General features: G+C 54.0%; 18 protein-coding genes and 2 pseudogenes. 7 read left to right on the top strand and 13 right to left on the bottom strand.

Annotated features, from left to right (window positions below; genetic code table 11):
* Both Q0816_RS21030 and Q0816_RS21025 read right to left on the bottom strand, forming a co-directional pair.
* The coding region (locus tag Q0816_RS21030; RefSeq protein WP_298854306.1) for a biotin/lipoyl-binding protein at window positions 1-271 on the bottom strand (271 nt) is incomplete at its 3' end.
* A gap of 781 nt (window positions 272-1,052) precedes the next feature.
* Window positions 1,053-1,376, bottom strand: a complete 324-nt coding sequence (locus Q0816_RS21025) for a hypothetical protein (RefSeq protein ID WP_298854304.1) — start codon at window positions 1,374-1,376, stop codon at window positions 1,053-1,055.
* 491 nt (window positions 1,377-1,867) lie between these two features.
* Here Q0816_RS21025 and Q0816_RS21020 point away from each other — a divergent pair, with 491 nt between their 5' ends.
* The 4 genes and pseudogenes from Q0816_RS21020 to Q0816_RS21005 all read left to right on the top strand — a co-directional run.
* Entirely contained in the window at window positions 1,868-2,572 is a 705-nt protein-coding gene (locus tag Q0816_RS21020; protein ID WP_298854302.1) for a hypothetical protein, read from the top strand.
* Window positions 2,572-3,597 carry a hypothetical protein gene (locus tag Q0816_RS21015; protein ID WP_298854300.1) on the top strand — a complete coding sequence of 342 codons (1,026 nt, stop codon included), beginning with the start codon at window positions 2,572-2,574 and terminating at the stop codon, window positions 3,595-3,597. The genes Q0816_RS21020 and Q0816_RS21015 overlap by 1 nt, the downstream gene beginning before the upstream one ends.
* Before the next feature lie 15 nt (window positions 3,598-3,612).
* Entirely contained in the window at window positions 3,613-5,295 is a 1,683-nt protein-coding gene (locus Q0816_RS21010) for a peroxidase (protein ID WP_298854298.1), read from the top strand.
* Window positions 5,296-5,354: 59 nt separating this feature from the next.
* Window positions 5,355-5,680, top strand: a pseudogene (locus Q0816_RS21005) (transposase); the annotation flags it as partial.
* A gap of 66 nt (window positions 5,681-5,746) precedes the next feature.
* Here Q0816_RS21005 and Q0816_RS21000 read toward each other — a convergent pair.
* Window positions 5,747-6,385, bottom strand: coding sequence for an HAD family phosphatase (locus Q0816_RS21000; protein ID WP_298854297.1), 639 nt, complete (start codon window positions 6,383-6,385; stop codon window positions 5,747-5,749).
* 138 nt (window positions 6,386-6,523) lie between these two features.
* Between Q0816_RS21000 and Q0816_RS20995 the strand changes: the two genes are divergently transcribed.
* Window positions 6,524-7,681 (top strand): sugar-binding domain-containing protein, encoded by a 1,158-nt coding sequence (locus Q0816_RS20995; RefSeq protein WP_298854296.1) that lies wholly within the window; start codon window positions 6,524-6,526, stop codon window positions 7,679-7,681.
* Between the two features lie 52 nt (window positions 7,682-7,733).
* On the opposite strand, the gene Q0816_RS20990 is transcribed toward Q0816_RS20995, so the two are convergent.
* The 6 genes from Q0816_RS20990 to Q0816_RS20965 all read right to left on the bottom strand — a co-directional run bounded on the left by Q0816_RS20990 (window position 7,734) and on the right by Q0816_RS20965 (window position 16,235).
* Window positions 7,734-10,082, bottom strand: coding sequence for a glycosyl hydrolase family 65 protein (locus Q0816_RS20990; protein WP_298854295.1), 2,349 nt, complete (start codon window positions 10,080-10,082; stop codon window positions 7,734-7,736).
* A 34-nt stretch (window positions 10,083-10,116) separates the two neighbouring features.
* Entirely contained in the window at window positions 10,117-11,100 is a 984-nt protein-coding gene (locus Q0816_RS20985) for a carbohydrate kinase family protein (RefSeq protein WP_298854294.1), read from the bottom strand.
* Between the two features lie 59 nt (window positions 11,101-11,159).
* The gene (locus Q0816_RS20980; protein ID WP_298854293.1) at window positions 11,160-12,227 is read right to left on the bottom strand and encodes a substrate-binding domain-containing protein; all 1,068 of its coding nucleotides are present in this window, start codon (window positions 12,225-12,227) and stop codon (window positions 11,160-11,162) included.
* An 80-nt stretch (window positions 12,228-12,307) separates the two neighbouring features.
* Window positions 12,308-13,471 (bottom strand): ABC transporter permease, encoded by a 1,164-nt coding sequence (locus Q0816_RS20975; protein ID WP_298854292.1) that lies wholly within the window; start codon window positions 13,469-13,471, stop codon window positions 12,308-12,310.
* Window positions 13,472-13,484: 13 nt separating this feature from the next.
* Window positions 13,485-15,017, bottom strand: a complete 1,533-nt coding sequence (locus Q0816_RS20970; protein WP_298854291.1) for a sugar ABC transporter ATP-binding protein — start codon at window positions 15,015-15,017, stop codon at window positions 13,485-13,487.
* Between the two features lie 168 nt (window positions 15,018-15,185).
* Window positions 15,186-16,235 (bottom strand): substrate-binding domain-containing protein, encoded by a 1,050-nt coding sequence (locus Q0816_RS20965; RefSeq protein WP_298854290.1) that lies wholly within the window; start codon window positions 16,233-16,235, stop codon window positions 15,186-15,188.
* 381 nt (window positions 16,236-16,616) lie between these two features.
* On the opposite strand from Q0816_RS20965, the pseudogene Q0816_RS20960 reads away from it, so the two are divergent.
* Window positions 16,617-17,173: pseudogene (locus Q0816_RS20960) on the top strand (IS3 family transposase); the annotation flags it as partial.
* A 23-nt stretch (window positions 17,174-17,196) separates the two neighbouring features.
* Here the strand turns inward: Q0816_RS20960 and Q0816_RS20955 are convergent.
* From Q0816_RS20955 to Q0816_RS20940, 4 genes are all read right to left on the bottom strand, one after another.
* Window positions 17,197-17,523: a non-heme iron oxygenase ferredoxin subunit gene (locus tag Q0816_RS20955; RefSeq protein ID WP_298854288.1), complete on the bottom strand. Its 327-nt coding sequence runs from the start codon at window positions 17,521-17,523 to the stop codon at window positions 17,197-17,199.
* 238 nt (window positions 17,524-17,761) lie between these two features.
* Window positions 17,762-18,610, bottom strand: a complete 849-nt coding sequence (locus tag Q0816_RS20950) for a 3-methyl-2-oxobutanoate hydroxymethyltransferase (RefSeq protein ID WP_298854287.1) — start codon at window positions 18,608-18,610, stop codon at window positions 17,762-17,764.
* Window position 18,611: 1 nt separating this feature from the next.
* Window positions 18,612-19,640: a fatty acid desaturase gene (locus tag Q0816_RS20945; RefSeq protein ID WP_298854286.1), complete on the bottom strand. Its 1,029-nt coding sequence runs from the start codon at window positions 19,638-19,640 to the stop codon at window positions 18,612-18,614.
* 4 nt (window positions 19,641-19,644) lie between these two features.
* The gene (locus tag Q0816_RS20940) at window positions 19,645-20,400 is read right to left on the bottom strand and encodes a class II aldolase and adducin N-terminal domain-containing protein (RefSeq protein ID WP_298854285.1); all 756 of its coding nucleotides are present in this window, start codon (window positions 20,398-20,400) and stop codon (window positions 19,645-19,647) included.
* Between the two features lie 106 nt (window positions 20,401-20,506).
* Between Q0816_RS20940 and Q0816_RS20935 the strand changes: the two genes are divergently transcribed.
* Window positions 20,507-21,406 carry a LysR family transcriptional regulator gene (locus Q0816_RS20935; protein ID WP_298854284.1) on the top strand — a complete coding sequence of 300 codons (900 nt, stop codon included), beginning with the start codon at window positions 20,507-20,509 and terminating at the stop codon, window positions 21,404-21,406.
* The last annotated feature ends 404 nt before the right edge of the window (window positions 21,407-21,810 follow it).

The raw sequence follows: 21,810 nt of genomic DNA, 5'->3' as shown, positions 1-21,810 counted from the left end.
CAAACCAACGACGACGAATATGAAGACCAGACCCGCAGACTCTCGTTATGAATGAGGGAGCCTCGGGGGGCAGGTCAGCCTGAGCAAGATCGGCCTCCGTCGCCCTAATACGTGCGGCACCACCTGCAACTTCCGTTGCGGTCAGACCCAACGCCGCCTCAATCTCTTCTGTGCGGCGCTGAGCAGTTTCCGATGCTGCTTCCTGCCGCGTGGTATCCAAACGGAAAATCGCGTTGCCCGCTTTCACGATATCATTGTTGGAAACGTACACTTCCGCGACCCGGCCACCGCGATCCGACAGAAGGGTAACTGTGCGAAAGGCAGCTGAAACGTTCCTCGTCGAGGGGTGAAAATAAAAGATCACCGTGATCAATGTTACGGCCAGTATTCCACAGGCGGCCTATCCCCACCTCAATTCGTACCAGACAATGAAAAGAGTAATTTCGTGCCTCCATCGCTTACCCTGTTTGTAACGAAGGTATAGGAAATCTGGGGCAATTGTAATCAGCGCAGAGATTACCAACTCAAGCATCGTGTCTTTCCGAGATGTCTACATTGGACTTGAGTGGGAAGATTTCGTGCAAAGGCACTGCGGCAATTAGAGTAGCGGCGATCTAGAAAGCATTGTTCAGGGTGAAGAGAGAGCTCAACCCAAGCCCGCCGACCAACTGCATCCGGACCTTATGAGCTCCTGCCGCCATGCGGTCGGGAATGGCCTGCACGGTGAAGTAGAGTGCGCCAAAGCCCAGCAACGATCAGAAACCCGTCTGTCTCCCCGGAGGTGTAACCCAAAATGGGAGCCTTGCCATTGCCTCATCAGAAATAGAACCGTTCACATGAGCCCCATGTTTGTCAATTCTCTCTGCTAGAATACCCTTTTTTCACACATGCGATCACCGCGAGAACCTTCGCAAAGCGAAAGCCCGACCTTATCATTCCAACATTCCAACATTCCAACATTCCAACATTCCAACATTCCGATGTAAAAGATGTTTCCTGCGTTGACCTGGATCAGCGGGACCGACTGCACGCGCAGCCTGGGAACAGGTAGCTTATGCGTCCGCTTTTTCCGGAGGATGTTTGAAGATTTTCAGCCTGCCGCAATTTCTGCCAAACCCTCCTGATTTAAGGGTTCTGTCATCATGCTGATGGTTATTTCCTCTCGTGTTTAAAGCGAGCACGCGGAAATAGGGCCACGGTTTGAGCTTTTGCGCGCGCTCTGCATATCGGCCATCTGAAATGATCAGTGCTGTGCTTGCAGCGAATGACGGCTTGGGTTCGCCTACCTTCTTTTTCGCGGCGGACTTCAACGGCTTGAGTTTGGGCCGCTTCTGCAGGTGTTGGGTGATGGTTGCGAGGGTAAATGCGCCTTGCACCCCGCTTAGTCGGAGACGCGTCAAGTCCAGTGTAGGGCACATAATAACCGGTTAAAGCCCTTTCAGAAACTCACAGGTCTTAGAGTTTTGGGGTCCAATTGCAGCTGCTAGCCTGAAACTTTCTGAGAGTAGTGCAATTAGAGCCGCAACAACGTGCAAAACGGACGGCAGAACTAGAATCTAATTCGGCACCAATTTGTACTGCCCCGCTTTAATGCCGCCACCGTGGTTTGTAGAAACTGTTTATAAACTCTAGCCACAAATGGCCCGAATATCGGGTGTCAGAGCAAACCTGCGTCGACGTAAATATTTCTGCAAATCGTGTGAGTAATATCGGTTGCCGCGATCCGTAGGGTGGATGCATCCTTTCGGCGCCTGCCTCAGCTACCACTATTTTTCCTCGACTCATTCTATGGCAGTGATAACGTTCATTATGGATCGCTACGCACGCGGTATTTTTATTAATAAAATTGCTGACCAAAGGGATCGTCATGTCGAATATTGCCGGTAAAGCCTATGCGATGAATGTGGTCACACCCAGCAATCCAAGAATAAGTTGGATCAACCGACTGCTGTTCATGGCCGCACGCGGAGTTCCATCGAATTTGCTCGGACTGTTGGGGCTGTCACTTATTCATTTTGCCCGCTGGGTGATCATTAAACGTGAGGACTGGCCCGATCTCGGTCAAGGCAAAGAACAGGTTAAGGACGACTATGTGCTCTTTTGCTCGAACTTCAACGGCACATGGGATCAATATATTGACGCCTTTTCCGACGGTATCCCCTCGGGTCTCGACCTGTTCTGGTTCTCATCTGTTAAGTACCCCAAGTCGATCCCGGTCACGCCGTTCAAGAACTACATCACCTACAATCAGATCGATACTGACTATTACTACAACGCCACGCCCGGCTCCGCTCAGCGAGACATCAAGACCAGCCTGCTGATCTATGACCACGTGCGCGATCTGGCGGAAATGCACGGCAAATCCTCTCCTGAAGACTTTGCTGCGGCCTATCGAAAGGCAGCCTATGCCATGCAAAAGGGACTTGGCGACCCGGGCTTTGGCCCCGTGGCCAGCCTTGATACCGAGCGTGCGGACGTCAACCGTGAGAAATACGTCAACAAAGCACAGTCCGGCTTTGACACCTTGCGTGCCGCCGCCAAAGCCGCCGCAAAACCAAAGGGAGCAAGCTGATGCCTGATCTCGATTCCGGCCATATCTTCCTGACAACCCTCGCACCGATCAAACCCGGCGCACCCAAGGACGATCCGCAAACTTCTTTCGAGCAACGGGCGCGCATCGCACTTGCGGAAATGCCGACGGCGCATCAGTCACCGGCCACCGAACACACCAAGTTCAACAGCCCTTTCGCTCGCAATACCCGTACCCACCTGGCACGCATGTTTGTGCTGAATGACGTGGTCTATAACGGGCGCAACACGCAAAATCCGCTGGTCGCGCGCCTCAAAGGCAGCCCGCCCCCGGTCATCCCCCAGCATGTGGATCAGCTGAATACGCCCTACCTCGTGTTTTGCGCCGATGTGGACGCGGTCATGAAAGATGGCGAACCTCTGCCCACCAATCTGAGCGTCGAACAACAACGCGAGGTTCGCGCCTCTTATTCGCGCAAGCTCTGGGATACGATGGAAGAAGAGCTTTGTGCAGTGTATTCTAACTGCTACGGTTTCGAAGAGGTCAATTCAGCAGAACAATTCGCGGAATATCTCGACAAATGTCATGTCGAAACTACCATGCCATTCCACGACTATTACCTGGAACTGCCCAAATTTCACAACCTGCCGCTCATGCAGCTGATAATTGGTGCGGCGGCCCCGCTTGCGATTGGTCTGCTCTTGTTTGTGCTCTGGCTGTTTGGGGCCGAAAACGTGCCCTTCACCGGCCTCTCCAGCCTGGCCACCGCCCTGATTTTCGTTGCGCTGGGACTTTTCCTCGCGGTTCTCTTTGTCCGCTACGCCATCCGTAATGGTGAAAAGCCCCTCGCCCCTGCCAAGTATGACGATCTGCCTTCGGTTCTGAAATCGCTCTACTTGCAACAGAAATTCGCCGACTTCTTTATCGAAAGTCAGGGCAAGTCCAATGTAGAGTTGCACACAGCATTTGGCGAATTCATGGCAGAGCACGAGCCTTTGACCACCGGGACCAAAACACAAAAGCCGGGTGTCATTTCCTCGGCCAACCCAGCCAACGTGATTTCCTAAAGACATGAGCCTGACATGACACGCGACCTTAATCTCAATGACATTCAGGGGAACGTCACCCGTGCCTATGGCCGCTATTCCTTCCCCTTTGCCCGCTATGTATTCTTTCATTTTCCCAAGCCCGAGGCGGGGCGCGCCTTTCTTGAAGAGGTTCGCCAAAAGGTCACAACAGCCGTGCGCTGGGATGAAAATAACCCGAGACCAACCTGCACCACCAACATTGCCCTGACTTTTCCCGGCATGCTGGCCCTGCAATTGCCTGTGCGTACGATGCAGGCCATGCCGGCCGAGTTTATTGAGGGCATGCGCCAGCGCGCCTTTATCCTCGGCGACCGCGATCAAACCAAGGTCGAGGATGCCAAGGACCAGAGTTGGTTAAAGCGCTGGGACCCGATCTGGCAGAAAAGCCGCGCCCCCGGCACGCTGGGTTTTGGCGTTGACGACGTGCACGCGCTGATCACACTGAACGTGCAAAGCAAGAGCAAAACCGATCTTGTCACCCCGCACCCTGAACTGGACCAGCGCACCGATTGGCTGCTCAAGGTCGCCGAAAAATGCGGCGTCAAACATCTGGCTGGTGTTGGGGCCAAGGGTGATCAACCCTATCAGGATGCTTCTGCCGTCTTTGACAAGATCGGCGATGCAATCCTGCCCACGCCCAAGGAACATTTTGGCTTCACCGACGGCATCGGTAACCCGGTCTTCGAAGGCCAACTGCCCTCCGAAGTCGAAAAGACCGCCGTCATTGGGCGCGGCAAGCTGATGGGCAATGGCTGGGAGCCACTGGCCACCGGCGAATTTATCCTCGGTCATCCAGACGAAAGCCAGGAACTTCCGCCCACCGCTATGCCGCCCGAATTCATGCAGAACGGTACCTTCTTCGCCTTCCGCAAGTTACACGAAAATGTCGGCTCTTTCGATGCGGTCGTCGCTGAAGAGGCCGAGCAATACGCTAAGGCAATGGGCGTCCCCATCGACGAAGCCAAAGAAACCCTGCGCGCCAAAATGTGCGGGCGCTGGTCCGATGGCGTGCCGCTGTCCAAGGTGCCCACCTATGACGAATGGGTCGCCTTCGGCGAAAAGATGGGATTCCGGGGCGAAGGCGTCGACCCGATCGAGGGCTATAAGAAGAACTTAGCCTATGTCGCCTCTCCGGATGCACGTGACTTCCGCTATGGCGATGACATGACTGGTTTCAAATGTCCGGGCGGTGCCCATATGCGCCGCATGAATACCCGCGACTATCTTGATCCGTTGAACAAAGGCGGCATTGACGAAGCCACCGGCAAACCATACGAAAACCCAGACGCCACCAGCGCGCTCAACAAGCGCCGTCGCATCCTGCGACGCGGGCTGCCTTATGGGCCACATAATTTCGAACACAAGGATAACACCACCGAACAGGGTGTGATCATGATCATCATGGGCGCGAGTTTGTTCCGGCAGTTTGAATTCGTACAGCAGCAGTGGATCCAATACGGGCTCGATTTCCATCAGGGCAACAACACCTGCCCCCTTCTGGGCAATCACGACCACCACAAACGCCACACGATCCCGTCCGACCCGAATTCCGGCAAACCGCCCTATGTCATGAGCAAGCTCAAGACTTTTGTGGAATGCCGCGGTGGCGACTATTTCTTCGTGCCCTCCATGACAGCGCTGCGGATGATGGCCATGGGCATTGTCGATCCAACCTGACCGGGCATCCGCGCATGGCCAATGCTAGCATCGTCATCACCCTAACCCTGCGCCTCTCCGACTTCATTGCCGAGGCTGTCAGGGTCTGGATCAAGGCTGTCGGGTCTAAACCTGCTTTCATCGCGTCAGGGTCGCGAGCGCAGGGCGGCACTGCGAGAGTTTCAGCGGGCGCATGCGGGACGAACTGCTGACAGGGGAGGTTTTCTACGCATTGCGAGAAGCCAGGATCATCATCGAACACTGGAGGACCCACTACAAAACCAAACGACGACACAGTGCTAAAGGTTATCGCCCACCGGCTCCAGAGCCCATTATCCCGGTCGACAGAAGGCCAACCATGCACCAACTTACGATTTGGACCAGTCACTTGCGGCTGCTCATTTGACCACCCCCAAAACGAAACCCAATTCGATTTCGCTAAATAGTGTCAGGCACGTGCGTCAGGTCTCGGCTAATCAAACTGCTCAATGTCAAACTCGGTCAGCGAAGAAATAACGCAATCCGCGGCGGAGAGTTCACTCTCGTGATCTTCGTGAAGAAGACCAACACAAAAAAAGCCGCCATTCTTTGCCGCTTCGACGCCGGATTTGGAATCCTCGATCACTACGCACTCATCCACGTTCAACCCGAGCCCGCCGGCTGCGGCGAGGAAGATATCCGGGTTGGGTTTTCCTTTTTCGATATCATCGCCCCCGATAATAACCGGGAAAGCATCCAACAGCCCGGCTTTTTCAAGAACGGCTCGGACATTGGCGCTGCTGGAGGCGGCCGCCAATCCATACGCCTTCGATTGGCATTGTTTCACAAGATGAACAGCCGCATCGAACACCCGAAATTCTCCTCGCTCGATCATTTCAACATAATAGTCATTTTTCTTGTCTGCGGCGGTTCTGACTTCTTCATCCGAATGCTGGGTCATGACTGCACGCGCCCCGTCATAGCGCGGGCGCCCATCGACAAGGTGTCGGTATTCTGGCTTGCCAAACTCATACCCGTATTCTTCGAACATGCGTTTCCAGGCAGCAAAATGCGCCGGTACGGTGTCGACCAAAACACCATCAAGGTCAAAGATCAGTCCTTTGATCGGCATGCTGAATCTCCTGGTTCGAGCCTGTGCCAGAAACAGGTATCATGTCAGGGGTTTTCTTCAATCGGATGGCATGTGAATGTTTATATGGCATACTTATTCACGCCGCCATGATCCTGTTACCGTACAATGTTGGGTCAAATGATCGATGTAAGAAAACTGCCCTTCGAAGAACGCGCCCAGTGCGCGGCCTACATGCGCGCAACGCACAACATGTCACAGATGGAGATCGGGGCCGTTCTTGGAGGCCTGTCTCAGCCACACGTATCGCGATTGTTGAAACACGCCGAGCGCCAAAACTACCTCGTCATCGAGCAACGCTTTGTCAAAGAACAATTCTCTGACGCGTGGATAAACCAGATGGACGAGTTGCTGGCGCCTTCAGGGCTGAATTCTGACCTGAAAAAATATTGCTGCAGGTTCGGTCTCAGGCCACCCCGGCTTGGGGTTTTTGAAAGCGGCCCGGGGAACACCGAGGCCGCCCTGTCACAGCGCCGCACCAGATTCGGAAGAACTGCCTCTGGGCGTTTGATAGAACTGATCGAGAAATCGAATGTCATCGGCGTTGCGTGGGGTCGGACAATCAAATCCCTGGCGGAAGGGATTGCCGCCTCAAGGCAGCCCGTCGACAAGTCGCGCAAGACGGAATTCGCAGCGGTTTGCGCCGAATTGGTTTCGTTGGCTCAGCACGGATACTCTGCCAGTCGGCTTGCCGGAACGTTCGATGAGCTGTTTAACGAACAGGCAGAGGATAGCCCACAGCTCACGGGCTTCCCGGCCTACATACCCCGCCACTATGATGAGACCACGCGTCGTTCTATTTGGCAGTACATCTCTGACACCCCGGGGTTTCATCGCGTGTTTTCGGGACCCGATGCGTTGATTAACAAAATGGATATGCTGATTTCCAGCGTAGGATCTTCAAGCACACCGGTTTTGGGCAGCTTCGAAGAATTGGTTCAGGCAGGAGGTTTGAGGGCTGAAGACCTCAGGCAATTAGTTGTGGGAGATCTGGGCGGCATTTTGATCCCAAGGTCGGAAATATCGCAAGTCAAGACGGATCTGATAGACGAATTGAACGGGCTTTGGACCGGGATCAAAACCGAGCACATTAAGGCAATAGCAGATCGTGCGTTTGACAACCCCAATCAAAGCGGTGTCGTCGTTGCCGCAATTCAAAAGGAAAGGGGTAATACAGTGTTTGAACTGATCTCCAGAGGTCTTGTTAACGAATTGCTCATTGATCAAGCGGCCGCGGAACAACTGCACAGACGAGTTGCCGAGGCTCTTACGGACTGATCACACGGTGTCTGCTTGGATTGATAGGTAGCAGTAAAAAAGCCGGTAGCCTTCACGCTGGCTGCGGCGTGAAGATCACATCCGCTCCGGCAATCAATGTAACAGGATGACCCATTACCTCGATATTTTCTTTCGTGCCGGACGAAGCAACGAGCTTAAACCGGCACTCGTCATGAGAAATCGCAACTTCGACGTCATTCCCCTGCCATTTCAGGTTAAACCGGATGCTGGACCATACCTCAGGCAGCCAGGGTTTGAATGTCATCTTACCATGCTTGACCCGGAACCCGCCGAATCCACACACAAGTGACTGCCAGGTGCCACCCGCCGATGCGATATGCATCCCGTCCTGTGTATTGCCTTGATTGTCGATCAGATCGACAAAGGCTGATCGCTCGAAATAATGATGCGCCAGGGAAATATCGCCGACTTCAATCCCCATGATCGAGTGAATGGCCGGGCTGAGTGAAGACTTGTGCATCGTACGCTTTTCATAAAAAGCGTAATTTGCCGCTTTGACTTCGTCTGAGAACTCATCTGGCAAGAGATAGTTCAACATGATCACATCAGGTTGCTTGAGAAGCATTGAACCATTCAGTGAGAAGTGGTCATGGCCTTCAGGGTACACCGGCATACGGTTTTTGTCCCATTCGGTGATGGGAATGTCCTTGAGCAGAAAATAGCCCTCGAATTGTTCGATCAGATTTCGAGACGGATCGAAGGGAATGTGAATTTTTTCAGCAATCTCAATCCATTGATCTACTTCAGCCGTCGTAAGATTCAACCGATCCACGAGATCCTTGTGGGTCGACATCAAGTTTTCGCTGAAGTCTTTGAAAACCTGCGCCGATTGCTCCAAATGCCACTTCGCCATCCGATTGGTGAACGTGTTGTTGTCGACATGTTCATGAAACTCGTCGGGCCCGATTACGTTGGTCAGTTCATATCGGTCCTTTTCTTTGTTCCATTCCAACCGGCTGACCCAGAACCGGCTGGTTTGGTACAGGACTTCGGCCCCGAAATCGCGAAGGAAGTCATGATCACCTGTCGCCGTGACATAACTGAGGATCCCATATGCCACGCAAGCCGTGACGTGGATCTCTTCTTCTCCGGTCCAGATCCGGTTCGCGCCGTCGGCCGTCCATTTCGGCGTTGTCTCCACCCCTGTATCGGCGGATTCCCAAGCGTACTGTGCGCCCTTAAAACCGTTTTCCCGCGCGTTTTCCAATGCGCCGCTCAGAGTGTTGTAGCGGTATTTCAATAGCGCTTTGGCCGTTTCGGGCTGGGTGAAAATGTAGAAGGGCAGCAGGAAAATCTCGGTATCCCAAAAAACATGACCTTTGTATCCTTCACCGGACATGGACTTGGCCCCGATGTTCGCGCGCGAGTCATTTTCGTTGGCGGCAATAAGCAAATGATAAAGATTGAAACGCATCGCTCGCGTTGCTTCGACATCCCCCGCAACGACACAATCACAGGCGTCCCATTTCGCGCGCCAGGCTGCTGCGCTGTCACTCAGGTTCTCTGAGAATCCCTTGGCTTGCGCAGTCTCCAGACATGTTTCGCAACTTGCGGCCAATTCCGAACCGTTCAGGTCGCGGGATGTGTAAATTGCGACCAGTTTCTCGAAGGTATGGCATTGCCCCCGAACTGCGTCGACGGAAACGACTTGCGAGATGCGTTCGTACTCGCGCTTTGTCTGCCTGAACACACTGCAAGCGGGGCGATCAAGCGCGGATGCCATTCCGATTGAAATACCCGTATCCAGTGTCAGCGTCTCGATGTAGGATGCATTGGCGTCTGCATGTGATTGCGTCACTTTCAAATGTCGGCTTTTGGCCCATTTTTCCCACTTAACTTCGGGATGAAACACAGGTTTCTCCTGATAGGCAGGCAGGCGATCAAGATTGTACCGCCGGGCATCTATAGCGCTTTCAACTGTGATCTTCGATGAATGGTTTTCTGCCGTGACCGTCAGGCGGATGCCGCAGATATGTTGATCGGCAAAACTTGCAAAACGCAGGCTGGCAATGCGGGTGCGACGCCCCTTGCTGTCTTCGAACACGGTGTCACGATGCAGAAAACCTGTCTGCAAATCCAATACGCGCCGATGCTCGACGACTTTACAAGATTGGACTTCCAGGGCTTCCCCTTCGACGCGAACCCGAAACGGCAGCCAGGTGGGAACATTGACCTGATCGATCACAGTCGAGTCATGGTGATCGTAAACACCGGCCAGATAGGTGCCGGACAGCTCTCCTTTGTGTCCCTCTTCCAGCGACCCGCGCGTGCCCTGATAGCCATTTCCAACCGTAAAAATGGTTTCCTTGAAGTTCGCCTCATCCAGATCGAATTGCGTTTCTTCAATCAGCCAGTCGCTACTGCTCAGCACTTCATGCATGCCAGGGCTCCATTCGGGTGATGTATCGGAATACTCAGTCGCCGTAGGTTTCGGCGATCTGGTTTTCTGTTTCTTCCAGTGATCCATAAACGTCCAGTTCGCTGCTCGCGCAGCGCTGTGCGCCAGCACAATTGCCAAACTGGCAGGCTTTTACGAAATCGCGGGTCTTAAGGTATCCAAAGGCCAATCCGCCCGCAAAGCTGTCGCCGCACCCGGTGGTATCGACCACATCTTCGACAAGCACTCGCTTGACCAGATGTTCGCGCATTCGACCGGTTTCATCCTTGTGATAAACAGCGCATCCATGTTGATCCAGCGTGACGTAGAGCGCCTTAACGCCAAGATTCAGGCAGTGCTGCGCAAACTTTGGCAGTTGGTCCATCGTCAGTTCGTTTATTGCCTGCAGTTCCTCCGAACCGTATTCACCTTTGAACCAGCTACACTGAGCTTCTTCTAAATTCATCTTCAGAAGGTCGATGTGCGGAAGCCAGCGATCCCGGTCAATCCAGAACTTGTGATACCGTTCGCCATGCGCCGAGCACCCGCTTGTCGGACCATGTGCATCGAATACGATCAGACCATCGCTATTGGCCTTGATATACCGGACCGTCTCCAGTGGAACCTCGAAGTCAGTGATTGGAACGAAAACGAAGGCGTCACAATCCATGAGGTCTATGATGTCCTCTGGCAGGATCGGATTCATGAACCCTGTTTGCCGTTCGTTGCGCCGGTTCTGGTCCACGTAGACCAGATCAACCACAGCGCCCTGATCCGCATCACTGGTCACATGGCTGACATCTATATGCGCAAACCCGGACAACAGATTGTGGACCTTACTCAGATCCTCTTCGCGCACATGACTTACGACATTAACTTTCGAGCCGTCACCCGCCAGCGAAGACATGCAGGCTGCTGTATAAACCGCGCAGCCAAACTTTTCGAAATTCTCACCTTGATAGCTGGTGATCTTGTCCCTTGGGATCGGGCCAAGGACTGCGACATTGATCTGGTCCGACATTTAGGTCCCTTGTTTATCTTATTTGCCTTGCCGACCGGCATAAGCGCATCATAGCAGCTTCAGTTCTGATAGATCTGCTCAGAGGTATAGAACCCGCCTTGCACCACCGTGTCGTCGATCGTGCCTTTCGTGACCGCAACGACCGGAGTAATTATTGTCGGGATTTCTGCGAAGCCGTTGTCAATTAGTGTATGCTCACCAATCAGATCAGCGATTTCCGCGTTCGGAGACTTTGCAATCTGCACCGCAATATCAGCTGCCTGGTAGGCCAGCGGCTTGATTTGCTTCCAGATTTCCAAAGCCTGTACGTCATTGGCGACCATCCGGACATTTCTCAGATCAGCATCAGACCCAGCAACAAATACCTGATCTATCGAGGCCAAACCCTCGTCAGACAGCGCTGCCAGCACACCGAAGGCAAGCCCGCTGTTGTTGGCGATAAACGCATCGATATCATTGTCATATTCGACCAGAAGGTTCTCGGCGGTGTCTCGCGCCAACTCTGAAGACCAATCTACGTGGCTTCTGTCGGCAACAAGCTCCAATCCGGGATATTTCTCAACGACCTCCAGAATGCCGCTGCTCAGCGCGTCGGCGTTCGCGTCACCGGGCTGGCCCCGGATCAGGGCGACACGACCATTGACCTCTCCTCGAGTGTTATTCATCCACTCAACCATTGCTTCGGCCTGTAGCTGTCCGACAGCCCAGCTATCCTGCATAACCATGACGTCGAGTGGCCCGCCTTGCAGCATCGAGTCATATCCAACCACTTTGACGCCTTGATCGTGGGCCAAATCCACAAGGGCACCGGCTGTTGCAGTATTGACGGGCTGCAGAACAAGAACATCGACACCGACGTCCAGCATTTCCTCGACCTGCTGCAACTGCCGCAAAGGGTCATTTCCGCTGCTGTCGAAGATCACGTCTGCTCCCTGAGACTCCACCCGGGCCGTGAACAGCGACTTGTCCGTCTGGTATCTGGCCTCTTGCATGGTTTTTAGCAGGAAGCCGATTTTGACGTTGTCTTGCGCTGCCGCGGCCGTCGGCAAAGAGGCGGAAAGAAGGCCGGCCAAACCCAAAGCGCTGAGGCCAATTGTACGTAAGGTTGCTAGAATGGACGGTACCATCGCTGAACTCCCAACTGTCATACGAGATTTCGGAAATTTGCTGGTCGCCCCCGGCACATGCGACCGGGGGCGAGACCACATCATTTCTTTTTCTGCATCACATCGAACCATACTGCGAGTATGATGATCAGGCCCTTGATGATCAGCTGGTAGAACGTGACCACGCCCAGCAGGCTCATGCCGTTGTTCAGGACACCGATCAGCAGGGCGCCGATGATGGTGCCGCTTACCTTACCCGAACCGCCTGCCAGACTGGTGCCACCAATGACAACTGCGGCAATTGCGTCAAGTTCGAACATCGTTCCCAAGTTGGGGGATGCACCATTCAAACGCGAGGCAAGGATAATCCCAGCCAGTGCCGACAGGACCGAGATGACTGTGTAAACGATCATCTTCGTGCGTACGACGTTGATACCGGACAAGCGTGCCGCATCTTCATTCCCGCCGAGTGCATAGAGACGGCGACCAAAACGGGTACTGTTGAGCGTATAGATCCCGGCAAACGCGATGACCGCAAATATCGCTACTGGGACGGGGATACCCTTATAGCTTGTGAACACGTGGAAAGCCAAGGCAAAGCCACCAATCATGACGGCACCATTGACCAACAGCTCCTGCATGTTCACTTCGACGCCATGCGCCTTGCTTTGCTGAACGTCCCGGAAGATCGAAAAAACAGCAAGCGCAGCACACACGATCAACACGATACTGGACATCATCGGCGGGATATAAGCACCACCGATCAGCGGAAACACATCACTCGTTACCGGTACAGAACTGCCATTGGTCAGGGTTAGGGCCAAACCACGTGCGATAGTCAGCATTCCAAGGGTTATGATGAAAGGTGGTATATTGAACTTGGCTATCCAAAACCCGTTCCATGCGCCAATACCAACGCCTACGACCAATAGAGTAGCCGGAACTGCCAGAACAGTTGGCACGCCGTATTGCATCATCAGTGTGCATACAACTGCGGATAATCCGACGACAGAGCCCACGGAAAGGTCAATACCCGCAATAAGGATGACCATGGTCATACCAACTGCGATGATCCCGATAATCGTGACCTGACGAGACAGGTTGCTGAGATTCCGCGCAGTGAAAAACGCGTCGTCGGCAAAGCTGAGCCCTATGACAAGCACGATCAGAGCAATCAGTGTCGCATTGTCCTTGATGAAGTTAATCAGGTGGTTTTCCTTGGCGCCGCCCACGCCAACACCTGCAACGTTGCTGTCAGCACTCATTTTGCTTCCTCCCTTATGCGCTGCCGGTGGCATACGCCATGATTGCTTCTTTCTTTGCGTCGTCCCGTTCAAAGTTCGACACGATCTCGCCTTCACACATCACAAGAATCCGGTCGCACATGCCCAATACCTCAGGCAGCTCCGACGAAATCATGATGACGGTGACACCCTGCTGGACCAGTTCGTTCAACAGCTTGTAAATCTCGACCTTGGCACCGATATCGATCCCGCGTGTAGGTTCATCCAGGATGAACACATCTGGTCGTGAGTTCAGCCACTTACCCAGAATGACCTTCTGCTGGTTTCCGCCGCTGAGCGTACCGATAACCGTGTCAATCGACGGTGTCTTGACGCCCAATTGGTCGACATATTCCTTGACGACCTTGCGCTCTTGCTGAGTATTGATGATGCCCAAAACTCTAGAGCTGATCGTCTCAAGCGACGAAATCGTCGTGTTGAAGGAAATGGACTTGTCGAGAAACAAACCCAGCGCCTTGCGATCTTCGGTCAGCAGCGCGATGCCGGCATCGATTGCATCTTTCGGAGATTTGATATCCAGCTTTTGCCCGTTCAGTTTCACCTCACCAGTGGTCTGATCCGGATAGGCGCCGAATACACCACCGACCAACTCGGTACGGCCCGCGCCCATGAGCCCGGAAATACCCAGTATTTCGCCCTTGCGGGCAACGAAGCCGGCGTTCTTGACCATATAGCCGCCAGGCAGGTCGGGGTTTGTGACGGACAGATTGTTGACCTCCAGAGTCACTTCACCCGGTGTGAAATCAACCTTGGGGAACATATCCTTGATGTCGCGCCCGACCATTCGGGCGATGATCTGATCAAGCGTGATATCCGCGATTGGTGTCACTTCACCGATGGTTTGACCATCGCGCAGAACCGCAATCCGGTCGGCGATCTGCTCGATCTCTTCCATCTTGTGCGAGATGTAGCACATGCAGACGCCATCGGCTTTCAGCTTGCGAATGATGCGGAAGAGATCCTTGACCTCTTTGTCCGTCAGCGCCGACGTCGGCTCGTCCAGCACTAGTATCTCGGCCTTGAGCGACAGAGCTTTTGCGATTTCGACCATCTGCTGTTTGCCCACGGTGATGTTCTGCACCAGATCGGTCGGGCGAATGTCGTTGATGCCCAGTTCGGTCAGCAGCTTTTGTGTTTCGGCAAAGGTTTGGTTCCAGTTGATCCTGCCCTTGGCATCGGTGAACTGGCGATCCAGAAAGATGTTTTCCGCAACCGACAAACCAGGGATCAGGTTGAGTTCCTGATAGATGATGCCAATGCCTGCCGCCTCGGCCTCTTTTGTGTTCGCGAACCGGACCTTTTCACCGCGTAAATAGATATCGCCCTCGTAGGTCGGATATGGCCATACACCGCTAAGCACCTTCATCAACGTGGACTTGCCCGCTCCGTTTTCCCCCATCAACGCCAGAAGCTCGCCCGAGCGGGCTTCGAAATTGACATTGTTCAGGGCGCGAACTCCGGGAAAATCCTTGATGATACCCTGCATTTTCAGGACGACTTCAGACATGCTTTTTCCCATCACATTCAGAAAGGTGTTTCGGACACTCCCCACCCTGACCGGCGATCCTGCCGCAAGGTGTTTAAGGAAGGAGGGCACCATGAAGCCGCGCGCGGGGAGTACACGCATCAGGAGCCAAATGGCGAAACGCCCTCCTTCGGGAAACAGTCTCGGGTATCAGTTCCCGTAGACTTCTTCCTTGGAGTAGAATCCGCCAGAGATGATCGTGTCATCAATATTGTCCTGCGTCACAAGTGTGATCGGAGTGACGATTGTCGGTACGTCGGCGAAACCGTTGTTGATGACCTTGTCCACCTTGACCAAATCAGCGGGTGCGGTATCCGGATCGGCCGCCAAAGCAATCGCCACTTCTGCCGCAGTTTCCGCCAGTGGATCGATCTGTTTCCAGATTTCAACCGCCTGCTTGCCTTGCGCAACGTATTGTATATTTGCCAGATCGGCATCGGACCCTGCGACGAAAACTTTGTCCGACGACGCCAACCCCTGCGCTTCCAAAGCGGCAATCACGCCACGGGCCATGCCGCTGTTGTTGGCGATAAACGCGTCGATGCCGTTGCTGTTTGAGGTCAGCGTGTTTTCCGCAGTCGCCATTGCCTTCTCAGAGGACCATCCTTCGTGGGCCTGGTTGGTCACCAGTTCCAGACCAGGGTTGGCCTCGACAATCTCCAACACGCCACTGCTCATGGCAATCGCGTTTGAATCGCCGGGCTGACCCTGAATCAGGGCGATCTTCCCTGAAACCTCTCCGTTCTTGTCCTGAAGCCATTCCACCATGGCCTCACCCTGCAAGCGGCCTACGGCCCAGCTGTCCTGCATCACCATCGCGTCCAGCGGCCCGTCCACGAGCATCGAGTCATAGCCGACCACGCGCACGCCTTCGCTGTTTGCCATGCTGACCATGCTTCCGGCGGTACCGGTATTCACTGGCTGCAACACAATTACGTCTGCACCCTTGGCAAGCATGTTTTCAAATTTTGCCAGCTGGGTAAGTTCATCATTGTTTGCTGAATCAAAGATGACTTCGGCGCCAAGCTCTTCTGCTTTCGCAGTAAATGCCGCCCGGTCACGCTTGTAGCGTTCTTCCTGCATGGTTTTCAGCAGAAATCCAATTTTGACATCGCCCGCATATGCCGTCCCCGCAGTCAGTGCGACAGCGGCGACAGAAAGCAAGGCAGTTCTACGGGTAATGTTCTGCAATAGGGACATAATTCCTCCAGTGTATGTTCCTTGGCTGCCGGACCAATTGGGCCGGCAACACGAAATGCTTCGCAAATTGTGCTGGGTGCCGGCTAACCGGTAAGAACAAGCGTCAATCTCAAAGCGATAACGCTAACATAACACCGTGAAAGGGGGCGAGAATTTGTATAAGTAGAATGAATACTTATTCAACGGGCTGTTGAATTCTCTGAATTTGAAAAATCGTGGCCATTTTACACAAGGTTAAAAGCTTCCTTTTGCAGATCAAACTTGTTGAAATCACTTGGGCGGGTCGCGTCATGGCTAAGCTTTCTTGGGAAATTGGGTTTCGAACGGTTTTGATGCGAGGGTCCGCGCTGAATGAAATGATCAAGCTGCACCCTCTGCGTGCTTTGACGTGCTGATGAAAAGCGCTCGGTAGCCGGCATCGTTGAACTGACAGGCCGCTAGGCACGATACGATTGTCGCCAGGTTGCGGGTTTACTCAGAGACGTGGACCGACTTGTGGACGACAAGCCTATCGGGCGTGAAGGGCAGACGGTTCCGATGAAACAACCCAAGAAAGGAAGGTTCTGGGTGAATGATGGATCATGTGCCCGGCTTTGCCCTAAGTCTCGCGATCATCTTTGGTCATATGACATGGTGCTCCACCGCACGAATGGTGGAAAGGTTATTCGCACGCATAAAATCTTGGGTGACCACAGCCGGGATTGAAGTGACCTTGTTCGCCATTGCTCCGAGAACAATGGTGGCGGGCGATCCGTGTGAAACGCACTGAACTCGACCGAGGTCATCGACGCGCTGACGGATCTGTTCATCCTTTGTGACCCGCAAATCCTGATCGAACAATCAAGGCAGCACTACGACACAAAACGTCCTACAGTGCTCTGGGCGACCGCCCGCCAGCGCCTGAAAGCTTCATCAAAATGGAACAGAGGCCACTGATGCGATACCACTCACATTGGATCGGTCAGATATGGCTGTTCAATCCCAGCTGTACAAAAACCTGACCGTCTTCGATTGTGACCGGATAGGTCTTAAGGTCTACGGTGCATGGTGCCGAAAGGGCTTTTCCGGTGCAGATGTCGAACCGCCCGCCGTGCAGCGGGCATTCGATCACGCCATCGATGACCAGCCCATCTTCCAGGTGCTGTTCTTCATGGGTGCAATGCCCGTCGGTGGCAAAGAACCCTTTCTCGGTATTGTAGATCGCATAGGTCTGACCTCTGTGATCCCAGCGGATCAGGTCTTCTTCGTCGATGTCATCTGTGTTACACGCCTGTACCCAGTTGCTCATGTGCCTTGACCTCTTTTGTATTAGTTCGTCTTCAAGGGGATATCGTGACAGAGTGAATGGTCTAGCGCTTGTGACCAGCACCGTGTCTTCGGGTTTAACACCTTCGGCGTCGCCGATGTCGTAGTTAGTTTCCGGCGTAATGGTGGTGTTTCAATCCGGTTCTGAGTCAAAAATGACCACCGGTCCTTCAGCGGCCGGGGCTTGGCAGCGAAGGCCCAGCTGTAGCCGGTAGCGCCGGTCATTGATGCGTGGGCGCCCAGTTGTCCAGCGCTTCCAGAAACTTCTCCTTCTCGCCCGCACGCATTGTGATATTGGTCTGCGGATACGGAAAGTTGCCCGCTGTAACCTCGCGGTGGAACTCTCCCAGCGCAGCGACGCGCTCTTCGTGGATCTTCTTGTGCAGGCGCCCAACCTGACCAAAGGCATGGGCGTGTTTCGGTGGTTTGTCCTCTTCGCTGGCTTCACCGCAGACATCAGCCAGGAATGAGAAAACGGCGTCCCCGGCCATGCCAGATCCCAACGAGAATGTGACGACCGACGTTTTGTCATTTACCGCCTCAAGAACCTCTTCCGCGATGCATTCGGCCTCGACCGCAAAGACGCCAACATCTTCCATGAGCTTCAGGGTTGTCCAGATCTCCATTGCCTCATCTGCCTTGCGACCAAAAGCTCGTAAGCCGCCGCAATGATGACTGAAGGTGGGGATCAGGCCGATATGGCTTTGTACCGGAATGCCTTCGCGTGCCATGCGTTCCATCACGTCAAAGGATCGAAGGGTATAATACATATCCGCGCCGCGCCGCATGGAGTCAAAGGCATCGGCAACAATCTCGTCGTCAGATCCGAATTGCGCCCAGGTTGAGCCGACCCCGGTGAAGTGAGCCGGGGCGAGCTCACGGATATCCTCGATCTGATTGGATCCGACGACGAATAGGTCGATCCCGGCTTCGACGCAGGCGCGGATCTGATCTTTGTCGGCCGGGTTGGCCATCGATAATTTCTTGCCTGATCCTTTGAGTGCCTTCAAATCAGCAACGGTGTAGTCGCGAACCGCCGGATTACGGCTGAAATCATAGATACGCTTCATTTTACATTGTCCTTTCAGCAAAGCGTTCAACCGGCCCGCCGCTGGTGACCATATGAGGTGCCTGCCGGATAGACCTTGCTTTGGTAGACAGGCCGAGAGAACGGCGCACCGTGACCACGACGACCGCCCAGTTGGTGCGCAAGAATCCAGGATCAGGTTCGGACAGCTGCTCCTGCACCGCTTCGGCCAGCTTCGGCAGGGCGTGGAACGGTACCTGCGGATACAGGTGGTGTTCGACGTGGTTGTTCATATTCATGTACAGAAAATTCGTCAGCCAATGTCCGCGGAACGACCGGGTGCTGTCCAGGATCGATGGCGAGTTCTCTTGCAGCTCGACGTGCTGGATCAGGGTGAACAGCAGCATGACGGGCGCGCCCATGATACGCGGAATCACCAGGAACCAGACCGGCCACCAGATCCCAACAAACGGAGCCAGCGCAATTGCGGCATAGATCGCCAGCATAACCCGCGCATTGCGGGACATTTTCGCAAACTCGTTTTCGGGCGTCACCATTTTCATGGTATCGGTGTAGCGACCGATGGCCAAATGCCAGAACACCTGCATGTGAAAGCGCAGCAGACCAAAGCCGGTAATCTCGGTCAGCCAGCCACCGAACCCCATCGGCGTGTCAAAAGGCATCTGGCTGTCTTTACCGACATGCCAAGTATGTGTGTGATGGTTGGTGTGGGTATAGCGCCGGTGCAGAGGTTCTTCCATATAAAGCAGCGATGTGACCCATAGCACCGCCTCGTTCATCCAGCGGGTGCGGAAGGCTGTCCCATGTGCCGCTTCATGGCTAAAGGAATAGGCGGGTACGGTCAGCACGACGCCATGGCCAAACATCGCTGGCCATATCCACAAGGTCCCCAGGCTAATCCAGGTCAGTGTGCCGGTCAGGCCAAGGGCGATCACCCATTTGGCCAGATATATCAGACCCGGACGATCAGACCGGGAGGCGATGGATTTTAGAGTTTTCTTATCCAGCTTCACACCGGAGGAAGCTGCGTTCGTTGGGACATATTCAGGCATGATCTCAGCTCGCGTAATCGTTGACCTCGTTGTCAAGAATGGCCTTTAACTCGGTCAGGTGGCGGTCGACTTGATCTGGATAATCTTCCAGTTCCCGTGCGGTTCTTATGGCGATTTCATCCGACAGGACCCGCAGCGGAACGTTGCATTGCAGCGCGCGAACATAGGTCTCGGCGGCGCGCTCAAAATAGTAGAGCCGGTTGAATGTGTCCGCATCGTTGTCGCCCATGACCAGAACACCGTGGTTGCCCATGATCATGACCTTTACCTTGCGATCCTGCAGCGCAGCGGCACACCATTCTCCTTCTTCGTCAAAGGCCAACCCGCCAAAATGCTCGTCGACGAGATATCGCTTGAAGAAGGTTGCGGTGTTCTGGTCGATCGGCGGCAGGGTGCTGTCAGCCAGACAAGCCAGACCCGTGGAATGGATCGAATGCACATGCATCAGGCATCGATGATGTGGGCAACGGCGATGGATCGAACCATGTAGACCCCATGCGGTTGGGTCCGGCGCACCGGGGCGCTCCAGTGTGTCGGGGTCGCTGGCATCCAGCACCAGCAAGTCCGAGGCCCGGATACGGCTGAAATGTACCTGATTGGGGTTCATCAGGAACTGTGTACCGTCATCATTGACCGCTAGAGAAAAGTGATTGGCGACGGCTTCATGCATATTCAGGCGCGCTGTCCAGCGAAATGTTGCGGCCAGATCCGTCCGTTCAGCCCAATGAGACAAATTTTCGGACTGCGCAGTTTGCAGCATTGTCACCTTCTCCAGAATTCTAAAAAGAGATGCCTTACGATCAGCCTTGATGACAAATTATGAATCTTTGGCTATACTATTAGAAAAATTAATGGTGTAATCGTAAATGATCGACGTCTCATCAGGCTTGCCTCCCCTGACCTGGCTGCGCGCTTTTGAAGAAAGCGCCCGCCATCTAAATTTCACCCGAGCAGCAAATGAGTTGGGTCTGACGCAGTCGGCAGTCAGCCAGCATGTTCGCAATCTTGAGGCATTTCTGGGTCGTGATTTATTTGTTCGCAAAACCAGGGTGCTAGAGCTGACTGAAGACGGTGCAAATTACCTGCCCAGTATAAGGGAGGCCTTTGCCCTCATTGCCAGTGGTACCCGCGCATTCATCGGTTCCCCCAGCGGTGAGATAGTCAGATTGCAGTGTAATATGGCTTTCGCTGTCTTCTGGCTTACGCCACGCCTGCATCGGCTTTACGCAAAACACCCTTGGCTGGTTCTCGATATTGTTACTCCGATCTGGGATCCCGAAAGGCATGCATCTCAGGCAGCGATGGAAATCCGGTTTGGCAGGCCCGAGGAAATGCCCGAGTCGGCAGAGAGACTGACAAGTGACAGTTTTTTTCCTGTATGCACGCCGGGGTATCAAGGCGGAGACGTAGATCTGGGCGACGCGGTTCTTTTCGATTGTGCAGGCACGACCGGCACCTGGGATGCCTGGTATCAGGCACAGGGAGAAGAGTTCTCCCGGTCAGGGCATGTCAACCTGACTTCGACATACGTGATTTCAGTCAACGCCGCGTTGAGTGATGCCGGGGTCGCCATGGCCCACGATACGCTTGTGTCTGATTTGCTGGCAAAAGGACACTTGGTCCGGCCTTTCAGCGCTGCGGCACCACTTGCCGAAGGATACTACCTGTTTCCGCCATCACCTCATGCATTGACGCCCGCACGAGAGGCCTTTTTGAACTGGCTGAGAGAGGAAACTGATGGGGTAGACATAGAAACCGGCCTCTGATCTTTTGTAAGTTTTGGTCGAGCCGATTGTGCAGACTCGAATTATGCTCAGCCGGTAGAGAGGCACTCAGAGAAAGGTTCGACGGGCTGCTGCGTTAATCGATCCAGCAAGCCGGTGAGCAAGCCTTTTCCTGTCTAGACCGCAATCAAGGGGACGATCATGATTGAGTGTGAGATAGATGAAGCTTTGTCGCCGATCATCCGGAAAACCGAACAAATTGCCTGGTCGCAAAATGGTCCCGGTATCCATCAGTGAACAGTCCGTATAGCAATGTAAGTCTCGTTGCGGATCGAAGACCTCGCGTGCCGAGCGGACCCACTCATTGGCGATTTCGGTCAGGTCCGCGACACCAGCGGGGTCTTTGCGATCAGAGCGACTGACGAGAAATTCCTTGCCGGTTAACC

The sequence above is a fragment of the uncultured Ruegeria sp. genome (assembly GCF_947497005.1).
Classification (GTDB): Bacteria; Pseudomonadota; Alphaproteobacteria; order Rhodobacterales; family Rhodobacteraceae; genus Ruegeria.
The sequence above is the reverse complement of the archived record's forward strand: the minus strand, read 5'-3'. Positions and strand labels throughout refer to the sequence as shown.